17 protein-coding genes are annotated in these 17767 nt (G+C 75.5%); 6 read left to right on the forward strand and 11 right to left on the reverse strand.

What is annotated here, in order from left to right; translation table 11 throughout:
* Positions 1-58: 58 nt before the first annotated feature.
* From PH190_RS12930 to PH190_RS12940, 3 genes are read right to left on the reverse strand one after another with little or no spacing between them, the layout of a single operon-like run.
* Entirely contained in the window at positions 59-1072 is a 1014-nt protein-coding gene (locus PH190_RS12930; protein WP_274231929.1) for an alcohol dehydrogenase catalytic domain-containing protein, read from the reverse strand.
* Between the two features lie 17 nt (positions 1073-1089).
* Positions 1090-1449: a hypothetical protein gene (locus PH190_RS12935; RefSeq protein WP_274231930.1), complete on the reverse strand. Its 360-nt coding sequence runs from the start codon at positions 1447-1449 to the stop codon at positions 1090-1092.
* 27 nt (positions 1450-1476) lie between these two features.
* Positions 1477-2052: a superoxide dismutase gene (locus tag PH190_RS12940; protein WP_274231931.1), complete on the reverse strand. Its 576-nt coding sequence runs from the start codon at positions 2050-2052 to the stop codon at positions 1477-1479.
* A gap of 148 nt (positions 2053-2200) precedes the next feature.
* On the opposite strand from PH190_RS12940, the gene PH190_RS12945 reads away from it, so the two are divergent.
* Positions 2201-3595, forward strand: a complete 1395-nt coding sequence (locus PH190_RS12945) for an FAD-binding oxidoreductase (RefSeq protein ID WP_274231932.1) — start codon at positions 2201-2203, stop codon at positions 3593-3595.
* A 37-nt stretch (positions 3596-3632) separates the two neighbouring features.
* Entirely contained in the window at positions 3633-4133 is a 501-nt protein-coding gene (locus tag PH190_RS12950; RefSeq protein ID WP_274231933.1) for a hypothetical protein, read from the forward strand.
* Between the two features lie 2 nt (positions 4134-4135).
* Here PH190_RS12950 and PH190_RS12955 read toward each other — a convergent pair whose 3' ends face one another.
* The 3 genes from PH190_RS12955 to PH190_RS12965 form a co-directional block, all read right to left on the reverse strand.
* Positions 4136-4798: a thermonuclease family protein gene (locus PH190_RS12955; RefSeq protein ID WP_274231934.1), complete on the reverse strand. Its 663-nt coding sequence runs from the start codon at positions 4796-4798 to the stop codon at positions 4136-4138.
* Between the two features lie 65 nt (positions 4799-4863).
* Positions 4864-6057 carry a cytochrome P450 gene (locus PH190_RS12960; RefSeq protein WP_274231935.1) on the reverse strand — a complete coding sequence of 398 codons (1194 nt, stop codon included), beginning with the start codon at positions 6055-6057 and terminating at the stop codon, positions 4864-4866.
* Positions 6054-6719, reverse strand: a complete 666-nt coding sequence (locus PH190_RS12965; RefSeq protein WP_274232096.1) for a TetR/AcrR family transcriptional regulator — start codon at positions 6717-6719, stop codon at positions 6054-6056. The genes PH190_RS12960 and PH190_RS12965 overlap by 4 nt, the downstream gene beginning before the upstream one ends.
* Before the next feature lie 173 nt (positions 6720-6892).
* Between PH190_RS12965 and PH190_RS12970 the strand changes: the two genes are divergently transcribed.
* Both PH190_RS12970 and PH190_RS12975 read left to right on the forward strand, forming a co-directional pair.
* Positions 6893-7909 (forward strand): phosphotransferase family protein, encoded by a 1017-nt coding sequence (locus PH190_RS12970; RefSeq protein WP_274231936.1) that lies wholly within the window; start codon positions 6893-6895, stop codon positions 7907-7909.
* Between the two features lie 192 nt (positions 7910-8101).
* Positions 8102-8299: a hypothetical protein gene (locus PH190_RS12975; RefSeq protein ID WP_274231937.1), complete on the forward strand. Its 198-nt coding sequence runs from the start codon at positions 8102-8104 to the stop codon at positions 8297-8299.
* Here PH190_RS12975 and PH190_RS12980 read toward each other — a convergent pair.
* Positions 8268-11099, reverse strand: a complete 2832-nt coding sequence (locus PH190_RS12980; protein WP_274231938.1) for an AAA family ATPase — start codon at positions 11097-11099, stop codon at positions 8268-8270. The genes PH190_RS12975 and PH190_RS12980 overlap by 32 nt on opposite strands.
* A gap of 122 nt (positions 11100-11221) precedes the next feature.
* Between PH190_RS12980 and PH190_RS12985 the strand changes: the two genes are divergently transcribed.
* Together PH190_RS12985 and PH190_RS12990 are read left to right on the forward strand one after the other, a co-directional pair.
* Positions 11222-11671 (forward strand): hypothetical protein, encoded by a 450-nt coding sequence (locus tag PH190_RS12985; RefSeq protein ID WP_274231939.1) that lies wholly within the window; start codon positions 11222-11224, stop codon positions 11669-11671.
* A 16-nt stretch (positions 11672-11687) separates the two neighbouring features.
* Entirely contained in the window at positions 11688-12605 is a 918-nt protein-coding gene (locus tag PH190_RS12990; RefSeq protein ID WP_274231940.1) for an SCO6745 family protein, read from the forward strand.
* A 56-nt stretch (positions 12606-12661) separates the two neighbouring features.
* On the opposite strand, the gene PH190_RS12995 is transcribed toward PH190_RS12990, so the two are convergent.
* The 4 genes from PH190_RS12995 to boxC all read right to left on the reverse strand — a co-directional run bounded on the left by PH190_RS12995 (position 12662) and on the right by boxC (position 17714).
* Complete coding sequence (locus PH190_RS12995; RefSeq protein ID WP_274231941.1) at positions 12662-12838, reverse strand: hypothetical protein; 177 nt, start codon at positions 12836-12838, stop codon at positions 12662-12664.
* Positions 12838-14469 carry a benzoate-CoA ligase family protein gene (locus tag PH190_RS13000; protein ID WP_274231942.1) on the reverse strand — a complete coding sequence of 544 codons (1632 nt, stop codon included), beginning with the start codon at positions 14467-14469 and terminating at the stop codon, positions 12838-12840. Before PH190_RS13000 ends, PH190_RS12995 begins: the two co-directional genes overlap by 1 nt.
* A gap of 70 nt (positions 14470-14539) precedes the next feature.
* The gene (gene boxB / locus PH190_RS13005) at positions 14540-15967 is read right to left on the reverse strand and encodes a benzoyl-CoA 2,3-epoxidase subunit BoxB (RefSeq protein WP_274231943.1); all 1428 of its coding nucleotides are present in this window, start codon (positions 15965-15967) and stop codon (positions 14540-14542) included.
* A 4-nt stretch (positions 15968-15971) separates the two neighbouring features.
* Positions 15972-17714, reverse strand: a complete 1743-nt coding sequence (gene boxC, locus PH190_RS13010) for a 2,3-epoxybenzoyl-CoA dihydrolase (RefSeq protein ID WP_274231944.1) — start codon at positions 17712-17714, stop codon at positions 15972-15974.
* Between the last annotated feature and the right edge of the window lie 53 nt (positions 17715-17767).

A 17767-nucleotide genomic window follows, 5' to 3' on the forward strand; every position in this document is an offset into this window, starting at 1 on the left:
TACCGCCTCGCGCGGTGCCGGCCGGTGGTGTGTCCGGTGTGTTCCGAGCCGGCCCCGATCAGCCGGGGCGCACCACGGCCTTGATGGCGTCGGGGTCGCGGCGGGCGGCGAGCAGCGCGTCCTCGGCACCGTCGAGGTCGTGGTGCGAGGTCACCATGTCGTCGAGCCGCACCGCCCCGGACGCCGCGAGCGCGATCGCCGCCGGGTAGACGTGGGCGTAGCGGAACGTCCCCTTGACCACCAGCTCGCGCGACTGCACGACGTCCAGCGGCAGCGTCACCTGCTCCCCCGTGCCGACGAGCACGGCGGTCGCGGCGGGCGCCGTGGCCGCGATCGCGAGGTCCACCGCGGCCTGCACGCCCGTGCACTCGAGCACGACGTCGACGGGCTCGAGCCCCGGGTCGCCGGCGGCCGGGTCGACCACCGCGTCGGCGCCGAACTCGAGGGCCTTGGCCCGCCGCCGCTCGACGGGGTCGGAGACCGCGACGTGCGCGGCCCCGCGCGCCTTGGCGACCTGCAGGCAGAGCAGCCCGACCGGCCCGGCGCCGCTGACGAACACGCGGGCGTCCGGCCCGGTCTCGGCCTTGCCCGCGGCGTGCACCGCGACGGCCAGCGGCTCGATCATCGCCGCGGCGTCGTCGGACAGGGCGTCGGGCACGGGGTGGGCGCGGGTCGCGGGCACCACGACGTACTGCGCGAACGACCCCTCGATCGGCGGGGTCGCGAAGAACGCGATCCACGGGCAGAGGTGGTAGCGCCCGCGGACGCACTGCGTGCAGCGACCGCAGTTGCGCTGGGGCTCGACGGCGACGCGCGTCCCGACCGCCGGCGCCTCGACGCCCTCGCCGAGCGTGCTGACCACGCCCGAGGTCTCGTGCCCGAGCACGAGCGGGGCGTGCATGACGAAGCCGCCGATGCGCCCGTGGTCGTAGTAGTGCACGTCGGAACCGCAGACGCTCACGGCCCGCACCGCGACCTGCACCTCCCCCGGGCCGGGCTCGGGCACCGGGCGGGTCTCGACGGTCATGTGCTCGGGCTCCTGGAGCACGGCCACGCGCTGCTCGGCGGTCATGGGCCCGGAGTACCCGCTCAGTCGACGGCGGCCCGGACCTTCCGCGACGGCGAGAAGACGCGCAGGTCGAGCATCCCGGGCGGCTCGGCGACCCCGGGCCCACCCGCGTCGACCCACGCGACGACCTCGTCCTCGGTGTCCGCGTCGAGGACCCCGAACAGCCACACCGGCCGCGCACCCGCGGCCCGTCCGGCCCGCGACGGGGACACGACCACGACGTTGGAGTAGGCGCAGGCGTCGAGGCAGTCGGTGACCCGCACGCGCGCGCCCGTCGCCCGGAACCGGGCGAGCTGGGCACGGTGGTCGACCTCGGGGTGCTTGCGCGCGGTGCCGCAGCAGCAGCCGCGGCAGACGGTGAGGGAGGGGCCGCTGGTCATCACCCGCGACGGTACGTCAGCCGACGATCACCGCCAGGTCGACGTGAGGCACGCCAGGCGCCCCCCCGCGGTGCCCGCCTGTCCGGGCGCGGTCGCCGTCATCTCCTTCTCGTGCACGACCACCGACGCCGGGGCCCGCTCCGGGAACCCGAACGGCACGGTGGCGGTCGCCGTGCCCGCCCCGGTCGCGTCGGTGCGCAGGTCCAGCCACACCTCGTTCTGCGGGTTGGCGTAGGCGGGGTCGGACGACGGCGCCTGCGGCGTGGCGGCCGGGTCGACCCGGTTCTGGAAGTGCGGCCCGGCGTCGGCGCCGGTGGGCCCGCACGGGCGGACGTGGGCGTGCACCGCGTAGCCGCGGTCCGGGCGCATCCCCGCGACCCGGAACGTCGCCGTCGTGGAGCCCTCGCCCGGCACGACCTCGAGCGCGAGCCGCGCGCCCGCCGGCGCCGCGTCCGGGGTGTAGGTCACGGCGGGACCGCCCTGGGCGGCCGGGGCGAGGACGCCCTCGGTGACGAGCGGGGCGGCCGCCGCGGAGGACGAGCAGCTCGCCACGAGCGCGGCACCCGCGAGGAGCAGGGCGATGTGGGCGGAACGGCGCAGCACGGGACGATCCTGACAGGAGTCGGCGCACCCGGCGTCACCGGCCACTCACCCGGCGTGTCACCGCCGCGGTCGACGCCTCGGATCGGGCCGTCCCGGCGGTTACCGTGGAGCCGGCTCCGGGCCGGGTCCGACGACGAAGGGGACGCCGATGACCACCACCTCCGTGACGCCGACCGCTCCCGTCGTGCGTGCGCTGGTCGCGGCCCTGCCCGCGGGGCGCGTCATCGAGGACCCCGACGTCCTCACGAGCTACGCCCACGACGACGCCGAGTGGGCCCCGCACGCGCTGCCGGCGGCCGTCGTGCGCCCGCGCACCGCCGAGGAGTGCCGGGACGTCGTGCTGGCGTGCCTGGAGCACCGCGCGCCGGTGGTGCCGCGCGGTGCGGGCACCGGGCTCTCCGGCGGCGCCAACGCCAGCGAGGGCGCGGTGGTGCTCTCGACCGAGCACATGACCGGGATCGTCGAGATCGACGGCGCCGAGCGGCTCGCGGTCGTGCAGCCCGGCGTCGTCAACGACGACCTGCGCGCGGCCTGCGCCGACCAGGGCCTCTGGTACCCGCCGGACCCGGCGAGCTCGCCCTGGTCGACGATCGGCGGCAACGTCGCCACGAACGCCGGCGGCGTGTGCTGCGTGAAGTACGGCGTCACCCGCGACTACGTGCTCGGGATGCAGGTGGTCAACGGGCTCGGCGAGCTGGTGCGCCTGGGGCGGCGGACCGCCAAGGGCGTCGCGGGGCTCGACCTCGCGGGGCTGATGGTCGGGTCGGAGGGCACGCTCGGGGTGATCACCGAGATCACCGTGAAGCTGCGGCCCGCCCGCGCGCCCGAGCACACCGTCGCCGGCTACTTCGACTCGGTCGTCGACGCCGGGCGCGCCGTCGCGGCGATCACGGCGGCCGGGCTGACGCCGTCGGCGCTGGAGCTCGTCGACCGCACCTGCCTCGAGGCCGTCGACGCCTGGAAGAACATGGGCCTCGCCGCCGAGGCCGACGTCGTGCTCCTCGGCCGCTCCGACGCCCCGGGCGCGGCGGGCGACGCGGAGGCGGCCGAGATGCTGCGCCACTTCGAGGCCACCGGCGCCACGTTCGCCGCGCAGGCCGCGGACGCCGAGGAGGCCGAGGCGCTCTTCGCCGCGCGCCGGCTGGCCTACCCCGCGCTCGAGCGGCTCGGGCCGGTGCTCACCGAGGACGTCTGCGTGCCCCGGGCCGCCGTGCCCGAGATGCTCGTCCGCATCCAGGAGATCGGGCGCCGCCACGACACGACGATCGCCAACGTCGCCCACGCCGGCGACGGCAACCTGCACCCGCTGCTCATCACCCCGGTCGGCGACGAGCCGGCCCGGCAGCGCGCGCAGGCGGCGTTCGAGGAGATCCTCACCGACGCCCTCGCGCTCGGCGGCACGGTCACCGGGGAGCACGGCATCGGGCTGCTCAAGCGCCACGGGCTGCAGCGCGAGCAGGCCCCGGAGGCGCTCGCCATGCAGCACGCCGTCAAGGCCGCTCTCGACCCGCACGGGATCCTCAACCCGGGCAAGGGCATCTGAGCCGTTTCCGGGGGACGGCCCCCGGGAAGTCCGCGCCGTGACCGACGTCCCGGCCCCCGACGCGTACGACGACCACGGCGGCTCGGTCCGCCACGAGACCGGCGAGGACGCCCCCGGCCCCGACCGCCGCGGCGACCTCGACGAGGCCACCGTCGAGGCGCTGGGCAAGCTGAGCGAGGGCATGGAGTTCGTCGAGCGCGCCCGCGGGCACCTCTACGCGTTCCACCAGCTCTCGGGCACCGCCGACCTCACCATCGGCGCCGCCGTCGACGCCTTCCGCGAGGCCGGGCACGACGCCGTCGCCGACGCGATCGAGACCGAACTCGTGGGGCGGGACCTCCTCGAGGGACGCTGGAGCTTCCAGATCGTCGAGGAGTACGACGACACCTACTGGTCGGTGGTCCGCGCCCACGAGCGCCGCGCCCGCGAACAGCTCGCGGGCGGGCGGCGGCACGTGTTCGAGGCGGCGATGAAGGAGTCGCGCCGGACCCACGGGCGGCGCCACCACGAGGCGCGGCCGGGCGACGAGACCCGCTGAGGTCAGGAGCCGCCGGACGGGGTGTCGGCGTCGGCCGTCGCCTCGGAGGTCGTGTCGCTGGTCGTGTCGCTGGTCGTGCTGCTCGTCGTGTCCGGCGTGGCGGCGCCGCGGCACGCGCCCCACACACCGCGCTCGGCGAGGCGGGCGCGGTCCTGGGCCGCGCGGACCGGCGGCATGGCGGCCGGGTCGGCGCCCGCCGGGTAGGCGCGGGCGATGCCGGCCTCGGCGGCGAGCACCGCGTAGTCGCCGCCGTCGAGGGTGACCGTGGCGAGGCGGCGGTCGAAGCGGTCGGTCGCGGGCCCGCCGACGAGCCGGACCGCGCGGCGGTCGAGGACCCGCGAGGCGAAGGCCGTCGCCTGCGCGCCGTAGCACGTGCCGGGCGGCTGCACGCCGAGCGCGCGCACCCGCACCACCGCGCCGCCGTCGGGCAGGCGCACGTCCACGGTGACCGCGTCGACCACCCGCTCCACGACGACCCGCTCCCCGTCGGTGGCGGCACCGACCCCGGCGAGGGCGGCCGCGGGGTCCGCCGGCGGGACGGGCCCCGCGGCCACCGGAGCGGCGCCCGGCGAGCCCGGGGCGGTCGCCAGCGTCACCACGGCGGCCGCCGCGCAGACGGCGACGGCGACGCCGAGGAGGAGGCGGGCGAGCGCGACGCGGGACACGCGCTCATGGTGACTGATCGTGATGGGTAGTCGACGTTCGGTCACCGGGGGCGTCGGTCACCCGATCAGGTCGCGACCACCGGCAGCCGGCGCGTGCCGAGCACACGACCCGTGTACGGCCGCTGCTCCCCCTCGCTCACGGACAGCCCAGCGTAGCGAGCGGTCATCTCCTCGAGCGCCACGCGCGCCTCGAGGCGGGCGAGCGGCGCGCCGAGGCAGAAGTGGATGCCGTGACCGAACGCGGTCTGGGCGCCGCCGCCGATGCCGGGGCGGGTGGGGTCGAAGCGCTCGGGGTCCGGGTGCGCGTCCGGGTCGTGGGTGGCCGAGAGCAGCCACGGCATGACGATCGAGCGCGCCGGCACGACTGTCCCCGCGATCTCCACGTCGCGCGTGGTGGCGCGCGCGGTCATCGGGAACGGCGGGCGCAGCCGCAGGACCTCCTCGATCGTCGCCGGGATCGTCGACGGGTCCGCCCGCAGTGCCGCCCACGCGCCGGGGTGCGCGTCGAGCACCCGCACCGCGTTGCCCAGCAGCAGCGTGGTCGTGATGTGGCCGGCGAAGAGCAGCAGCATCGAGAAGTTGGCGGCCTCCTCGTCGTCGAGGACCCGGCCGTCGACCTCCGTCGTGACCAGCGCGGACACGAGGTCGTCGGTGGGCTCGGCGCGCCGGGTGCGACACCAGTCGCCGAGGTAGCCGGTGATCTCGCCCATCGCGTCGCGGACGCGGGGGTCGTTGATCGCCTCCTTCGGGTCGTCGACCTGCATCGAGAACAGGCCGTCGGCCCAGGCCCGGAACCGGTCGCGGTCCGCGGCGGGCAGCCCGAGCATCTCGGCGATGACCGTGACGGGCAGCGGGAAGGCCAGGGCGTCGACGAGGTCGAAGGTGGCCGGGGCGTCGGGGAGCATCTCGCGGGTCAGCTCGCGGATCCGCGGCTCGAGCCCGGCCACGCGCCTCGGGGTGAACGACCGGCTGACGAGGTGGCGCAGCGCCCCGTGCTCCGGCGGGTCGAGACGCGTCAGCATGCCCTTGCTCATCTGCTGGGCCTGCGGCATGACCGCCGAGAAGTCGGAGCTGAACGTGGCCGTGTCGCGCAGCACGCGCTCGACGTCGGCGGCGCGGGTGACGTGGTGCATGCCGTAGCGGTCGCGCCAGACGGGAGCCTCGGCGCGCAGCCGGGCGAGCCAGTCGAGGACGGCGGGCAGGTCGGCGATGTCGGGGGGCAGGTCGCGATCGGTCCGTGACGGGCCGGTGGTGGTCATGGCTCCTCCGGGAGGGCCGCGGTGAGGTGATCGACGGTGCGCTCGTAGAGCGCGGCGAGCCCGGGGGCCGCCGCCGCGAGGGCGGCCGGGTCGGGCTCGCCGGGCGGGGTGAAGCCCGCCCGGACGACGGCGGCGAGGGCGTCGGCCCGGGCCGTCACGTCCATCCCGGCGCCGGCCGGGACGAGGTGGTCGAGGAAGAAGCCGATGCTCGCGGCGCTCAGCCGGTAGGGCAGGTCGGGCGTCGTGGCCGGGTCGTCGGCGAGCAGGCCGTGCCGGTGGAGCAGCGCGAGGTGCGCGCGGGAGAACTCCGACTTGTCGGTGACGACCTCGAGCCCGGTCTTCGTGTCGGTGGCGATGGCGCCGAGGACCTCGACGTCGCCGGCGAGCAGGGCCCGGGTCAGCGGCCGGTGGTGCACCGCGAGGAACGTCCGGCGCAGGGTGACGTCGAGCGCGGCCTCGGCCGGGTCCGCCCGCAGCGCGGCGAGCAGCTCGGCCGTGACGTCGATCGACTCCCGCACCAGCACCCCGGCGAAGAGCTCGAGCTTGCTGGCGAAGTGCAGGTACACGGTGCCCTTGCCGACGCCGGCCCGGCGGGAGACGTCCTCGACGGTGACCCGCCGGTAGCCGTGGGCGAGCAGCAGCTCCCCCGCCGCGTCCAGCATCTGCGCCACCCGGCCCACACGGTCCTCCTCCGACGCATGACCAGATTTCTCATCCGGTCACGGGTCACGCTAGACCTCGGTGCGCCCCGGGAACAGCCCTCGCGCCGTGATCGTCGGCCGGGCATGCTGCCGCGCATGACGGTGCGTGCGACGACAGACCCGGGCGGTGCGCGGTGAGCGCCGAGGAGGTGCCCGAGGCCGTCGAGAGCTGGTTCCGCGGTCACGTCGACGAGGTCGAGGGCGCCCTGGACTTCACGCGCATCGCGGGCGGGCGCTCCAACCTGACCTACCGGGTCACCGACGAGGCCGGGCACGCATGGGCGCTGCGTCGCCCGCCGTTGGGCGGGGTGCTCGAGACCGCGCACGACATGGGCCGCGAGTGGCGCTTCCTCTCCGCGCTGAACCCCACCGAGGTGCCGGTGCCGACGCCGCGCGCGTTCTGCGACGACCACGACGTCTGGGGCGCCGACCTCTACGTCATGGACTTCGCGCCCGGCAAGGTCCTCAACGACACCGAGTCCGGGGAGAAGGTGCCGGCGGCGGCGCGGACGAACGTCGGCACGACGACGATCGACGTGCTCGCCGCGCTGCACCACGTCGAGCCGTCGTCGGTCGGGCTCGACGACCTCGCCCGGCCCGGCAACTTCGTGGCCCGTCAGCTCAAGCGCTGGCACCGGCAGGCGCACCAGTCGGCGATGGACGACCTCTCGGCCATCGACGCCACCCACGACGCGCTGGCCGCGCGCATCCCGGAGGGCTCGGTCGGGATCGTCCACGGCGACTTCCGCCCCGGGAACATCGCCTACGACGCCGACGGGCGGGCGGTGGCGGTGTTCGACTGGGAGCTCGCGACCATCGGCGACCCGCTCTGCGACCTCGGCCACCTGCTCGTGTCCTGGAGCGAGCCGGGCGACACGGTGCCCGAGGCCCTCTCCAGCCCCACGCCGGCCGGCGGCTACCCCACCCGCGAGGAGCTCATCGCGCGCTACACCGCGGCGACGGGCACCGGGGACGTCGACATCGCCTACTACCTCGCGTTCGCGCGGTGGCGCGCCGCCTGCATCCACGCCGGCGTCTGGACCCGCTACCGCGCGGGCGACATGGGCGCCGACGCCGACCCCGACGAGGTCACCGGCCCCGAGGCCATCAACCTCCAGGCCGAGACCGCGCTGGCGGACCTGCAGCGTTGAGTCCTCATGTGCGTGATCTTCTGAGCTATAGCTCAGAAGATCACGCACATGGGGCGGGTGCGCGTCACAGGTGGGCGCGGTCACGGTGCGGGTCCGGCCGGGCACGTCCGGGCACCACACTGGGAGCGGCCCCGCGCCGGCGTCGGCGTGCGGGACCGCTCCCCCAGCGCCGACGTGCCCGGAGTCCCGCGAATGATCACCGGCGAGTGCCACTACTGCGAGTCCGTGCGGGTGTGGAAGCTCTACCCGATGCGCCACGAGGACGGCTGCCCCACCGGCGGCCGCCGCCCCCAGCGCCTGAGCCCGGACGAGGCGGCCCTCTTCGCCCACCCGGACCTCGCCGAGCTCGACCTCGAGATCAGCGCCTGGTACCCGCAGCTGGTGGCCTGACCGCGGCGTCGCCCAGCGCGTCCGCCAGCTGCGAGCGGGCCGCGATGCCCAGCTTGCGGTAGACGCTCCCGAGGTGCGTCTCCACCGTCTTCTCCGAGACGAACAGCGCCTGCGCGACCGCCCGGTTCGTCGCCCCGCCGGCCACCGCCGTCGCCACCCGCCGCTCGGTCGGCGTGAGCGCCTCCGCCCCCGACGTCCGCGCCCGCCGCGGCCGGGCCCCGGTCGCCACCAGCTCGTCCTGCGCCGCCCGCGCGATCGCCGTCGCCCCGCGGTCGACCGCGCCGTCGAGCGCGTCCCGCAGGACCTCGCGCGCCTCGCCGCGGTGGCCTGCGCGGTGCAGCGCCCGGCCGAGGGCGAGCAGGCACCGCACGCATTCCAGCGGCGCCTCGGCCGCGACGTCCACGGCCCGGCGCAGGAGCGCGAGCCCCTCCCCGCGGGGTGCCACCTCCCCGGCCACCCGCAGCGCCTCGGCCAGCGGCAGCGGCGCGCCCCACGCCTCGGCGGCGGCGCACGCCTCGTCCGCCGTCACGCGGGCCGCCTCGTCGTCGCCCTGGTCACGCAGCGCCAGCGCGACGCCCGGCCGCCACCGGAAGACCGCCCCTGCCCCGGCACCGGCCGCCTCGAGCAGGCGCCCGCACGCGCGGAGGTCCCGCTCGGCCTCGTCCGGGCGCCCTTGCGCGAGCCGGAGCCGCCCGCGGGACCGCAGCAGGTACGACCCCGCCGACATCGCCCCGCCGGACCGGACAGCGTGCGCCGCGAGCAGCTCCTCGGCCGTGTCGAGCTCCCCGGTGTCGAGGAGGACGTCGACCAGCCAGGCGATGGCGAAGCCGCGCGCCAGTGCCTGGGACGGGTCGCGCTCGGTCAGCTCGACGGCCTGGCGGGTGTCGCCGAGGGCCGCGACGAGGTCGCCGGTGTAGGTGCCGGCGTAGCCCCGGAACGCCGAGGCCAGCGCGAAGCCGCGCATGTCGCCGTGGCGGCGCAGGACGCCGATGGCCTCGTCCCACATCGCGACCGCCGCGGCGGGACGCCCGCCGAGGGTCAGGGTGATCCCGACGGCCGGGAGGCGCGCCATCACGGGCTCGCCGAGGAGGTGTCCGCCGGACAGGGCCGCCTCGGCGAGCGCGATCGCCCGGGTCCGTGAGCCCTGGACCACCGTCTCCTCCACCGCGAGCGCGGCGAGCAGCACGCACCCGCCGCGGGTCGTCGGCTCCGGGTCCCGCGTCCGGCGGGCGAGGCGCGCCTCGGTCACCGGGCGCGTCGCGGGGTCCTGCGTCGCGACCGTGACGAGCTCGGCCTCCAGCTCGAGCGCGCGCTCGGACGCCGGCGCGCCCGCGGCCTCCACCTCGTCGAGCACCGCCAGCAGGCGGTGCACGGCCTCGACGCCCCGGCCCGCGTGCAGCAGGACCCGCCCGAGCGCGAGCGTGGCCACCGCGCGCGCGTCGACGGCGTCGGCCTCGTCCGCGGCGGCGAGGAGGTGGTCGAGGGCGGCCGGGTCGCCCGCGCGCATCTCGGCCGACCCGAGCTCGAGGAGGACCGCCGACCTCGCCGGGTGCGCCGGCGGCTCGTCCAGGGCCCGGCGCAGCAGCTGGGCCGCGCTCTCCGGCACCCCGCGGGCCGCCGCCCGCGCGGCGGCCGCCCGCAGCGCGGTGACCACCGCGGGGTCGCCGGTCGGGCGCGCCGCGAGCAGGTGGCGCACGAGGCCGTCGTCGTCGACGCCCGCCGCGGCCAGGACCGCGACCGCGCGCCGGTGGGCCTCGGCCCACTCCGAGGGGCCCGTCGCGGCCTCCACCGCCGAGCGCACCAGCGGGTGCAGGAACGCGAGCCCCGTCGCGCCTCGCCCCGGCGCCAGGACGCGCGCCGTCACCAGCGCGTCGACGACCGCGCCCGCCGACGCCGGCGCCACGCCGGCGAGCTCCGCGGCCCGGCGCGCGTCGGCCCCGTCCCCGAGCACGGCCGCGGCCCGGGCCAGCGCCACCGCCTCCGACCCCAGCGCCGCGAGGCGGGCCCGGACCGACCGCTCCACCTCGCGCGGGACCGCGGCGGCGACCCGGTCGACCGCCGCCGCATGGGGCGCCACGCCCTCGCGGTGCAGGTCGGCGAGCAGCTCGCCCAGCAGGAAGGGGTTGCCGCCCGTCGCGCCGCGGCAGGCGTCCTCGAACGCGGCGTCCGGCGCCCCGAGGACCCCGGTGATGAGGGTCCGTGTCCCCGACCGCGAGAGCGGCGCCGGGCGCAGGACGCGCACCCCGGGCTCGCGCGCCATCGTGTCGAGCACCTCGCTGCGGGCGGCGTCGAGGGCCACGGGCCGGCCGGCGACGAGCAGCGCGACCGGCAGGCCGTCGAGGCGGCGCGCGAGGTAGGCCAGGAAGCGCAGCGACGGCAGGTCGCACCAGTGGACGTCGTCGACGGTGAGCAGCAGCGGACCCTGCGCCGCCCGGTCGGCGACGGCCCAGTAGAGGCCGTGGAGGACGGCGAAGAGGTCGGCACCCGGCGCCGACGACAGGGCCGGGGACAGGGCCGGCGACAGGACCGTCGCCGCGCTCCCGGCGACGGGGCCCACGACCGGGGCGAGCAGCTCGTGGACGACGCCGAACGCGAGCTCGCGCTCCAGCTCGGACCCGCGGGCCCCGGCCAGGGCGACGCCGCGGCCGTCGGCGAGTTCCCGCGCGGCCTCGACCAGCGTCGTCTTGCCGATGCCCGCGTCGCCCTCGACGAGCAGCAGGCCGCCCCCGCCCCGGACGACGCGGTCGACGAGCTCTCCGGTCGCCGCCAGCTCGTCCTCACGCTCCAGGACCGCGCCCACCACGCACCTTTCTCGGGGGTTTCCTCGGGGGTCGGCCCCGAGGCTTCGGCACCGACCCGTCCCTAGCGTCGTGCGGACCGGACGGACCGGACAAGGGGCGGGGACCACGGGGGTGGCGGCGGATGGGGGACACCGAGCGCGACTGGGTGACGCTGCGGGGCCAGGTGTCGGGGCTGCTGCTCGCCCTGCGCGCGGCGGAGATCGAGGAAGGGGTGCCGCTGCCCGTGCCGCTGACGCACGGCGAGACGCTGCGCAGCTGGACCGCGGCGATGCGCGCGCCGGACCAGGACGACCGGGAGGCCCTGGACCTCCTCGGCTGGGCGGCCCGCACGCTGGGGCGCTCGGTGTGCCGGTGGCGGGCGCTGGGTGTCCGCGACGTGGCCGCGACCGTGCTGCTGCGCGAGGCGGCGGCACACGGCTGCGAGCCCGAGCTGCTGGTGGCGCAGGTGGCCCGCGTCCAGGGCGTCCTCACCGCGCCCGACCCGGTCTCGGCCGCGCTCGTGTGGGAGGCGCTGGCCGACACCGACAGCGACAGCGACACCCCGACCGACACCGACCCCGCCGCCGCCTGATCGGGAGGAGCCCCCGGTGGACTACACGACGATGCGCGGCCTGTTCTTCGCGCCGCCCGACCGCCCCCGCCCCGCCGATCCGCCCGCCCGCCGGGACCCCTCGCCGGCGCGCGCCCTGCGGGACGCGGTCGAGGCGGTGGCCTGCCTGTCGATCTGGTCGCCCGAGGCGGCCGAGGGCTACGCCGCGGTCGGGCTGGACGACTACTTCGCCGCCTACGTCCGTCAGCGCACCGCGCCGCTCGGGACCCCGCCCACGCGGGTGGCCGTGGCGGCGCTCGGGGTGTTCGCACCCGAGCTCGTCGGACCGCAGTACGAGGCGGGCGTGGCGGCGGCACCGCTGGCCGACGTCGTGCGGGTCCGCACCGAGGCGCCGGGCGCGACGCTGCGCCGCCTGCTCGGCGACGTCGACGCCGAGGCGGCCGCGCTGCTGCCCGTCCTGCGCCGCGGCATCGACGCGGGCGACGTCACCGCCCGCCCGCTGTTCACCGGCCTGACCGTCGAGCCCTGGCCGTCCGACCCGCTCGCCGCCCTCGTCCACGCGTGCCACGTCCTGCGCGAGCACCGCGGCGACTCCCACCTCGCGGTCTGCGCCGTCGACGGGCTCGACCCGGTGCAGATGAACGTGCTCACCGAGCTGTGGTGCGGCTACCCGCTCGGGGCCTACACGCCGTCCCGGGGCTGGAGCCCCGAGCGGATCGCGGCGGCCGTCGCCGGCCTGCGGGGGCGGGGGCTCCTCGAGGGCGACGCGTTGAGCGACGACGGCCTGCGGCACCGCGCCGACCTCGAGGGGCGGACGGACGCGATGCAGCAGGCCGTCGTCGACGCGATCGGCGACGACCTCCCGGCGGTCACCAAGCGGCTCGCCGAGTGGTCCGACGCGCTGGTCGACCTCGACGCCGCCCCGCCCGACCCGGCCAAGCGGCTCGCCGGGTGACGGCTACGTGCGTGATCTCCTGAGCTACAGCTCAGAAGATCACGCACATGGAGGCCTCAGTCGGAGGGCTCGGGCTCCGTCCCGTCGATCGGCTCCTCGTGCTCGGAGCCCAGCACGGCGCCGGGGACGTCGCCGCCCTGCTCGACGACCGGCTCGTACGTCGGCTCGCCGTGCGCCGGCGGCTGATCGGCGGTGGCGAGCGGGTCGGTGCGGTCGCTGCGCTCGCCGGCCATCAGTGCGCGCCCTCGAGCGTCGCCGCCGGGGTGGCCGCCGGGGAGGCCACGAGCTCCGCGGCCAGCTCGCGCAGCCGGAAGCGCTGCACCTTGCCCGTCGCGGTGCGCGGGATCTCGCCGATCTCGATGACGTGGCGCGGGCGCTTGAACGACGCCAGCCCCTCGCGGCACCAGGCGATCAGCGCCTCGGGGTCGACCGAGTGCCCCTCGCGCGGCACGACGCAGGCGACGGGCAGGTCCAGGCCGTCGGCGTCCTGGACCGCGACGACGACCACCTCGGCGACCGACGGGTGCGCCACCAGCCGTTCCTCGACCTCCGACGGCGTCACCCAGATGCCGCCGACCTTGAGGACGTCGTCGGTGCGCCCGAGGCAGGTGTACGTGCCGTCGGGGTTGCGGACGTAGGTGTCGCCGGTGCGCAGCCACTCCCCCTCGAACACGAGGCGGTTGGTGGCGGTGCGGCACCAGTAGCCGGTGCAGATGGAGTCGCCGCGCACGTAGAGCGTGCCGGTCTCGCCGTCGGGCACGGGGCTGCCGCCGGTGCCGCGGATCTCGACGTCGTAGCCGGGCACGGGGACCCCGGACGTGCCGGGGACGACCTCGCCGGGCCGGTTGGACAGGTAGATGTGCAGCGCCTCGGTGGACCCGATGCCGTCGAGCACCTCGATCCCGAAGACCGATCCCATCCCCTCGACCATCCGCGCCGGCAGCGCCTCGCCGGCCGACACCCCGCGGCGCACGCTCGCGAACGCCGCCGGGTCGACCTGCCCGGACTCGGCCGCCGCGAGCAACGGGCCGAAGGAGCTCGGGGTGCCGAAGAACATCGTCACCCGGTGGCGCGAGGCGAGCTCGGCGAGCAGCGCCGGTGTCGGGCGCGACGGCTCGAGCACCGCCGCGGCGCCCACCGACAGCGGGAAGAACATCGAGTTGCCGATGCCGTAGGCGAAGAACAGCTTGGCCACCGACAGGCACAGGTCGTCGGGACGGATGCCGAGCACCTGCTGCCCGTAGGTCTCGCAGACGAACCGGATGTCGGCGTGCCGGTGCATCGCGGCCTTGGGCTTGCCCGTCGTGCCCGACGTGTAGAGCCACAGGGCCTGCGACTCGTCCCAGGTGTCGTACGCCGGCGGCGCCCCGCCCAGCGCGTCACCGGCGGCCAGCATCTCGTCCCACGTGCGCGCGGCGACGTCGGCCCCGAAGCCGGACGCGTCGTCGCCGGTGACGACGACCTCCGCGACGTCCCCGCCCCGCTCCCGCGCCGCGAGGACGGCGGCCCGCGAGGTGTCCGCGAACGTCGCCGAGCACAGCAGGAGGCGGCTGCGGGAGTCGGCGACGAGCACCGCCAGCTCCGAGCCGCGCAGCATCGTCGACACCGGCACCGCGATCGCGCCGAGCCGCATCGTCGCGAGGATGCCGGCGAACAGCTCGACCTCGTCGACCATGCACAGCACGACCCGCTGCTCGGGCTGCACGCCCAGCGCCGCGAGCCCCGCCGCGACCCGTCCGATCTCCGCGTCGAGCTCGGCGTAGGTCAGCGAGCGGGAGGGGGCCCGCACCGCCTCCCGGTCGCCGTCGCCGGCCGCGATCCGGCGGCCGACGAGGTAGTCCGCGGCATTGAACGACTCCGCCATGCGCTGCCCGTCCTCGAGGTGTGGTGGGTCGCCCGATCGTGGCCCGAGCCACGCCCGAGCGGAAGACGCGTCAGTTGAAGTGCACGTACTCGAAGTCCACGGGCTTGTCGTTGATCCCGTTGGTCGGCGGGGCGATCCAGCTGGCGATCTTCCCGGGCTCCAGGACGGGGTGCATGAGCCCGCGCACGTGGGTCTTGTCGACCTCGGTGGGCAGCCAGCGGGCCTCGTTCCGCCGCCACTCGTCCTCGGAGATCATCGCGCCCGTCGGCGAGATGCGCTGGCCCGCGAACGCCCCCACCTGACGGTTGAAGCCGACGTGGGGCAGGTAGAGCTGCGCGTCGATGCCGTGCTTGGCGAGGATGCGGTTCCAGCGCTTGAGCCCGTTGGAGCAGTCGCCGATGTACTCGCTGCGCAGGTCCTGGTTCAGCGCGAGCAGCGCCGGGACCTCGGTCGTCGTGATCTGCCCGTCGCGCACGGCGTCCACCGCGCCGGCGTCGTCGGTGAGCACGTGGTCGTCCTTGCGCCGCTCCTCCTGCCAGCGGCCCTTGAGCCCGGCGGTGAAGTAGTTGGCCGCGTTGGTGGACGACTCGTTGCCGAAGAGGTCCAGCGAGACCGTGTAGTGGAAGTTGATGTACTTCTGGATCATGTCCAGCGGGATGCCGCCGGCGCCCGCGACGTCCTCGGAGTCGTGCTCGTTCATCAGTTCCGCGGTGCGGGTGACGACGCGGTCGATGCCGGTGGTGCCCACGAACATGTGGTGGGCCTCCTCCTTGAGCATGAACTCGCAGGTCCGGGAGAGCGGGTCGAAGCCCGACTCCTTGAGCGTCCCGAGCTGGTACTTCCCGTCGCGGTCGGTGAAGTACGTGAACATGTAGAACGACAGCCAGTCCGGGGTCTCCTCGTTGAAGGCCCCGAGGATGCGCGGCGAGTCGTCCGAGCCGGAGTTGCGCTGGAGGAGCTGGTCGGCCTCCTCGCGCCCGGCGCGCCCGAAGTAGGCGTGCAGCAGGTAGACCATCGCCCAGAGGTGGCGGCCCTCCTCCACGTTGACCTGGAACAGGTTGCGCATGTCGTAGAGCGACGGCGCCGTGGCCCCGAGGAAGCGCTGCTGCTCGACCGAGGCGGGCTCGGTGTCGCCCTGGATGACGATGAGGCGCTGCAGGTCGGCGCGGTACTCGCCGGGCACCTCCTGCCAGACCGGCTCGCCCTTGTGCTCACCGAAGGCGATCTTGCGGTCCGGGTCGTGCTCGGAGAGGAAGACGCCCCACCGGTACTCGTTCATCGGCACGTGGTCGAAGTGCGCCCAGCCCTCGCGGCCGACGTCGACGGCCGTGCGCAGGTAGACGTCCTTGGTGTCGACCGCGGGGCCCATGTCGCCCCACCAGTCGAGGAAGTTGGGCTGCCAGCGCTCGAGCGCGCGCTGGAGCTTGCGGTCCGACGCGAGGTCGACGTTGTTCGGGATCTTGGCGTCGAAGTCGATCCTCGGGCGTGATGACGTCACGGGGTCACACTCGCTTCTTGTCGAAGTCGGCCTTGCGCCCGGTGCCGTAGCGGCGCAGCGCGCCCTCGGCCCCCGACGCGTTCGGTCGGATGAAGATCCAGTTCTGCCAGGCGGTGAGGCGGCCGAAGATCCGCGTCTCCATCGTCTCCGGGCCGACGAACCGGTGGTTGGCCTCCATGCCGGTCAGCGCGTCCGGGGACAGCGACGCCCGCTCCTCGAGCAGGATGCGGATCTCGTCCTCCCAGTCGATGTCGTCGGGGGCGTCGGTGACCAGCCCGGCCTCCTCGGCCTGCGCGCCGGTCATCCGCTCGCCCACCCGCTCGTGCAGCGCCGCGACGGTCTCGTCGTCGCCGTAGAAACGGGACTGCAGGCGGGTCAGCCCGTTGCCCATCGGGAACGCGCCGAAGTTGGACTCGGTGAGGACGATCTGGGCGGGGTCCTGCTCCTCGTCGGCGTCCTCGAAGACGCCCTCGAGCATGTACTGCCGGTCGCAGGCCAGCGCCAGCTCGAGCAGCGCGCCCGCGAAGCAGCTGCCGGGCTCGATCAGCGCGATGAGGCTGCGGCTCGTGACGTCGAGGCGCTTGAGCGTGCGCTTGAAGTAGTGGCGGATCTCGTTGACCAGCCAGTCGGTCCCCGAGTGCTCGGCGATGACCCGCTCGAAGGCCAGCGCGCCCTCGACCGAGCCCTGGGTCGTGATCAGCCAGGTGCCGATGTCGAGCTCGTTGGTGCGCAGCCGCAGGATGAGGTCGTCGAGCTCGCGGGTCATGGCCAGCGGCCAGAAGTCGGCGCCGAGGGCGTGGATGCGGTCGAGCGACTCGGGCACCGTGCCGGGCTCGGGGCCGAGCACCGTGATCGTCGCCGTGCGCGCCTCGCGGTCGATCGTGCAGCGGACGTTCGGGTAGGTGATGGCGTCCTCGGTGACCTCGCGGCGCAGCGGTGGCAGGGCGATGCCGGTCGCAGCCGGACCGTCGGACGGGGTGGGGCGCGTGGACGACGCGGCGGCCTCGGCCGCGCGCTGACGGACCGTCTCATCCCACTGCTTGCGCGACACCGTCTCGTCGACGAGCTTCCACTCGACGGCCTTCGGGCCCTGGAAGCCCTCGGACTTGGTGGCGAAGATGTCGGCGCGGTCCTTGCGGACGTGGCGCTTGTCGGTGACGCGGGTCAGCCCGCCGGTGCCGGGCAGCACGCCGAGCAGCGGCACCTCCGGGAGCGCGACGGCGCTCGACCGGTCGTTGACCAGCAGGATCGTCTCGCACGCCAGCGCCATCTCGTAGCCGCCGCCGGCCGCGGTGCCGTTGAGCGCGGCCACCCAGGTCTGGCCCGAGTGCGCGGTCATGTCCTCGATGCCGTTGCGCGTCTCGTTGGTGAACTTGCAGAAGTTCACCTTCCAGGGGTGGCTCGACTGCGCGAGCATCCGGATGTTCGCGCCCGCGCAGAAGTTCGAGTCCTTGCCGCTGGTGAGCACCACGCTGCGCACCTCGGGGTGCTCGAAGCGCAGGCGCTGGGTGATGTCGTAGAGCTCGATGTCGACGCCCAGGTCGTACGAGTTGAGCTTGAGCTCGTAGCCCGGCACGAGGCCGCCGTCCTCGGCGACGTCGAGGTAGACCCAGGCCGTCTCACCGTCGATCTCCAGGCGCCAGTGGCGGTAGCGCTCGGGGTCGGTGTCGAAGTCGACCTGTGGAACGGTCTCCGGGTGGGACTGGCCGTCAGGGGTCTGGGCGGGCGCGTCCTCGACAACGGTCACGGTGGTGGTCCTCCCTTGTCGTACGGGCCATACTCTACGACACTTCGACGCCG

Source organism: Actinomycetospora straminea, assembly GCF_028737255.1.
In the GTDB taxonomy this organism is placed as follows: Bacteria; Actinomycetota; Actinomycetes; order Mycobacteriales; family Pseudonocardiaceae; genus Actinomycetospora; species Actinomycetospora straminea.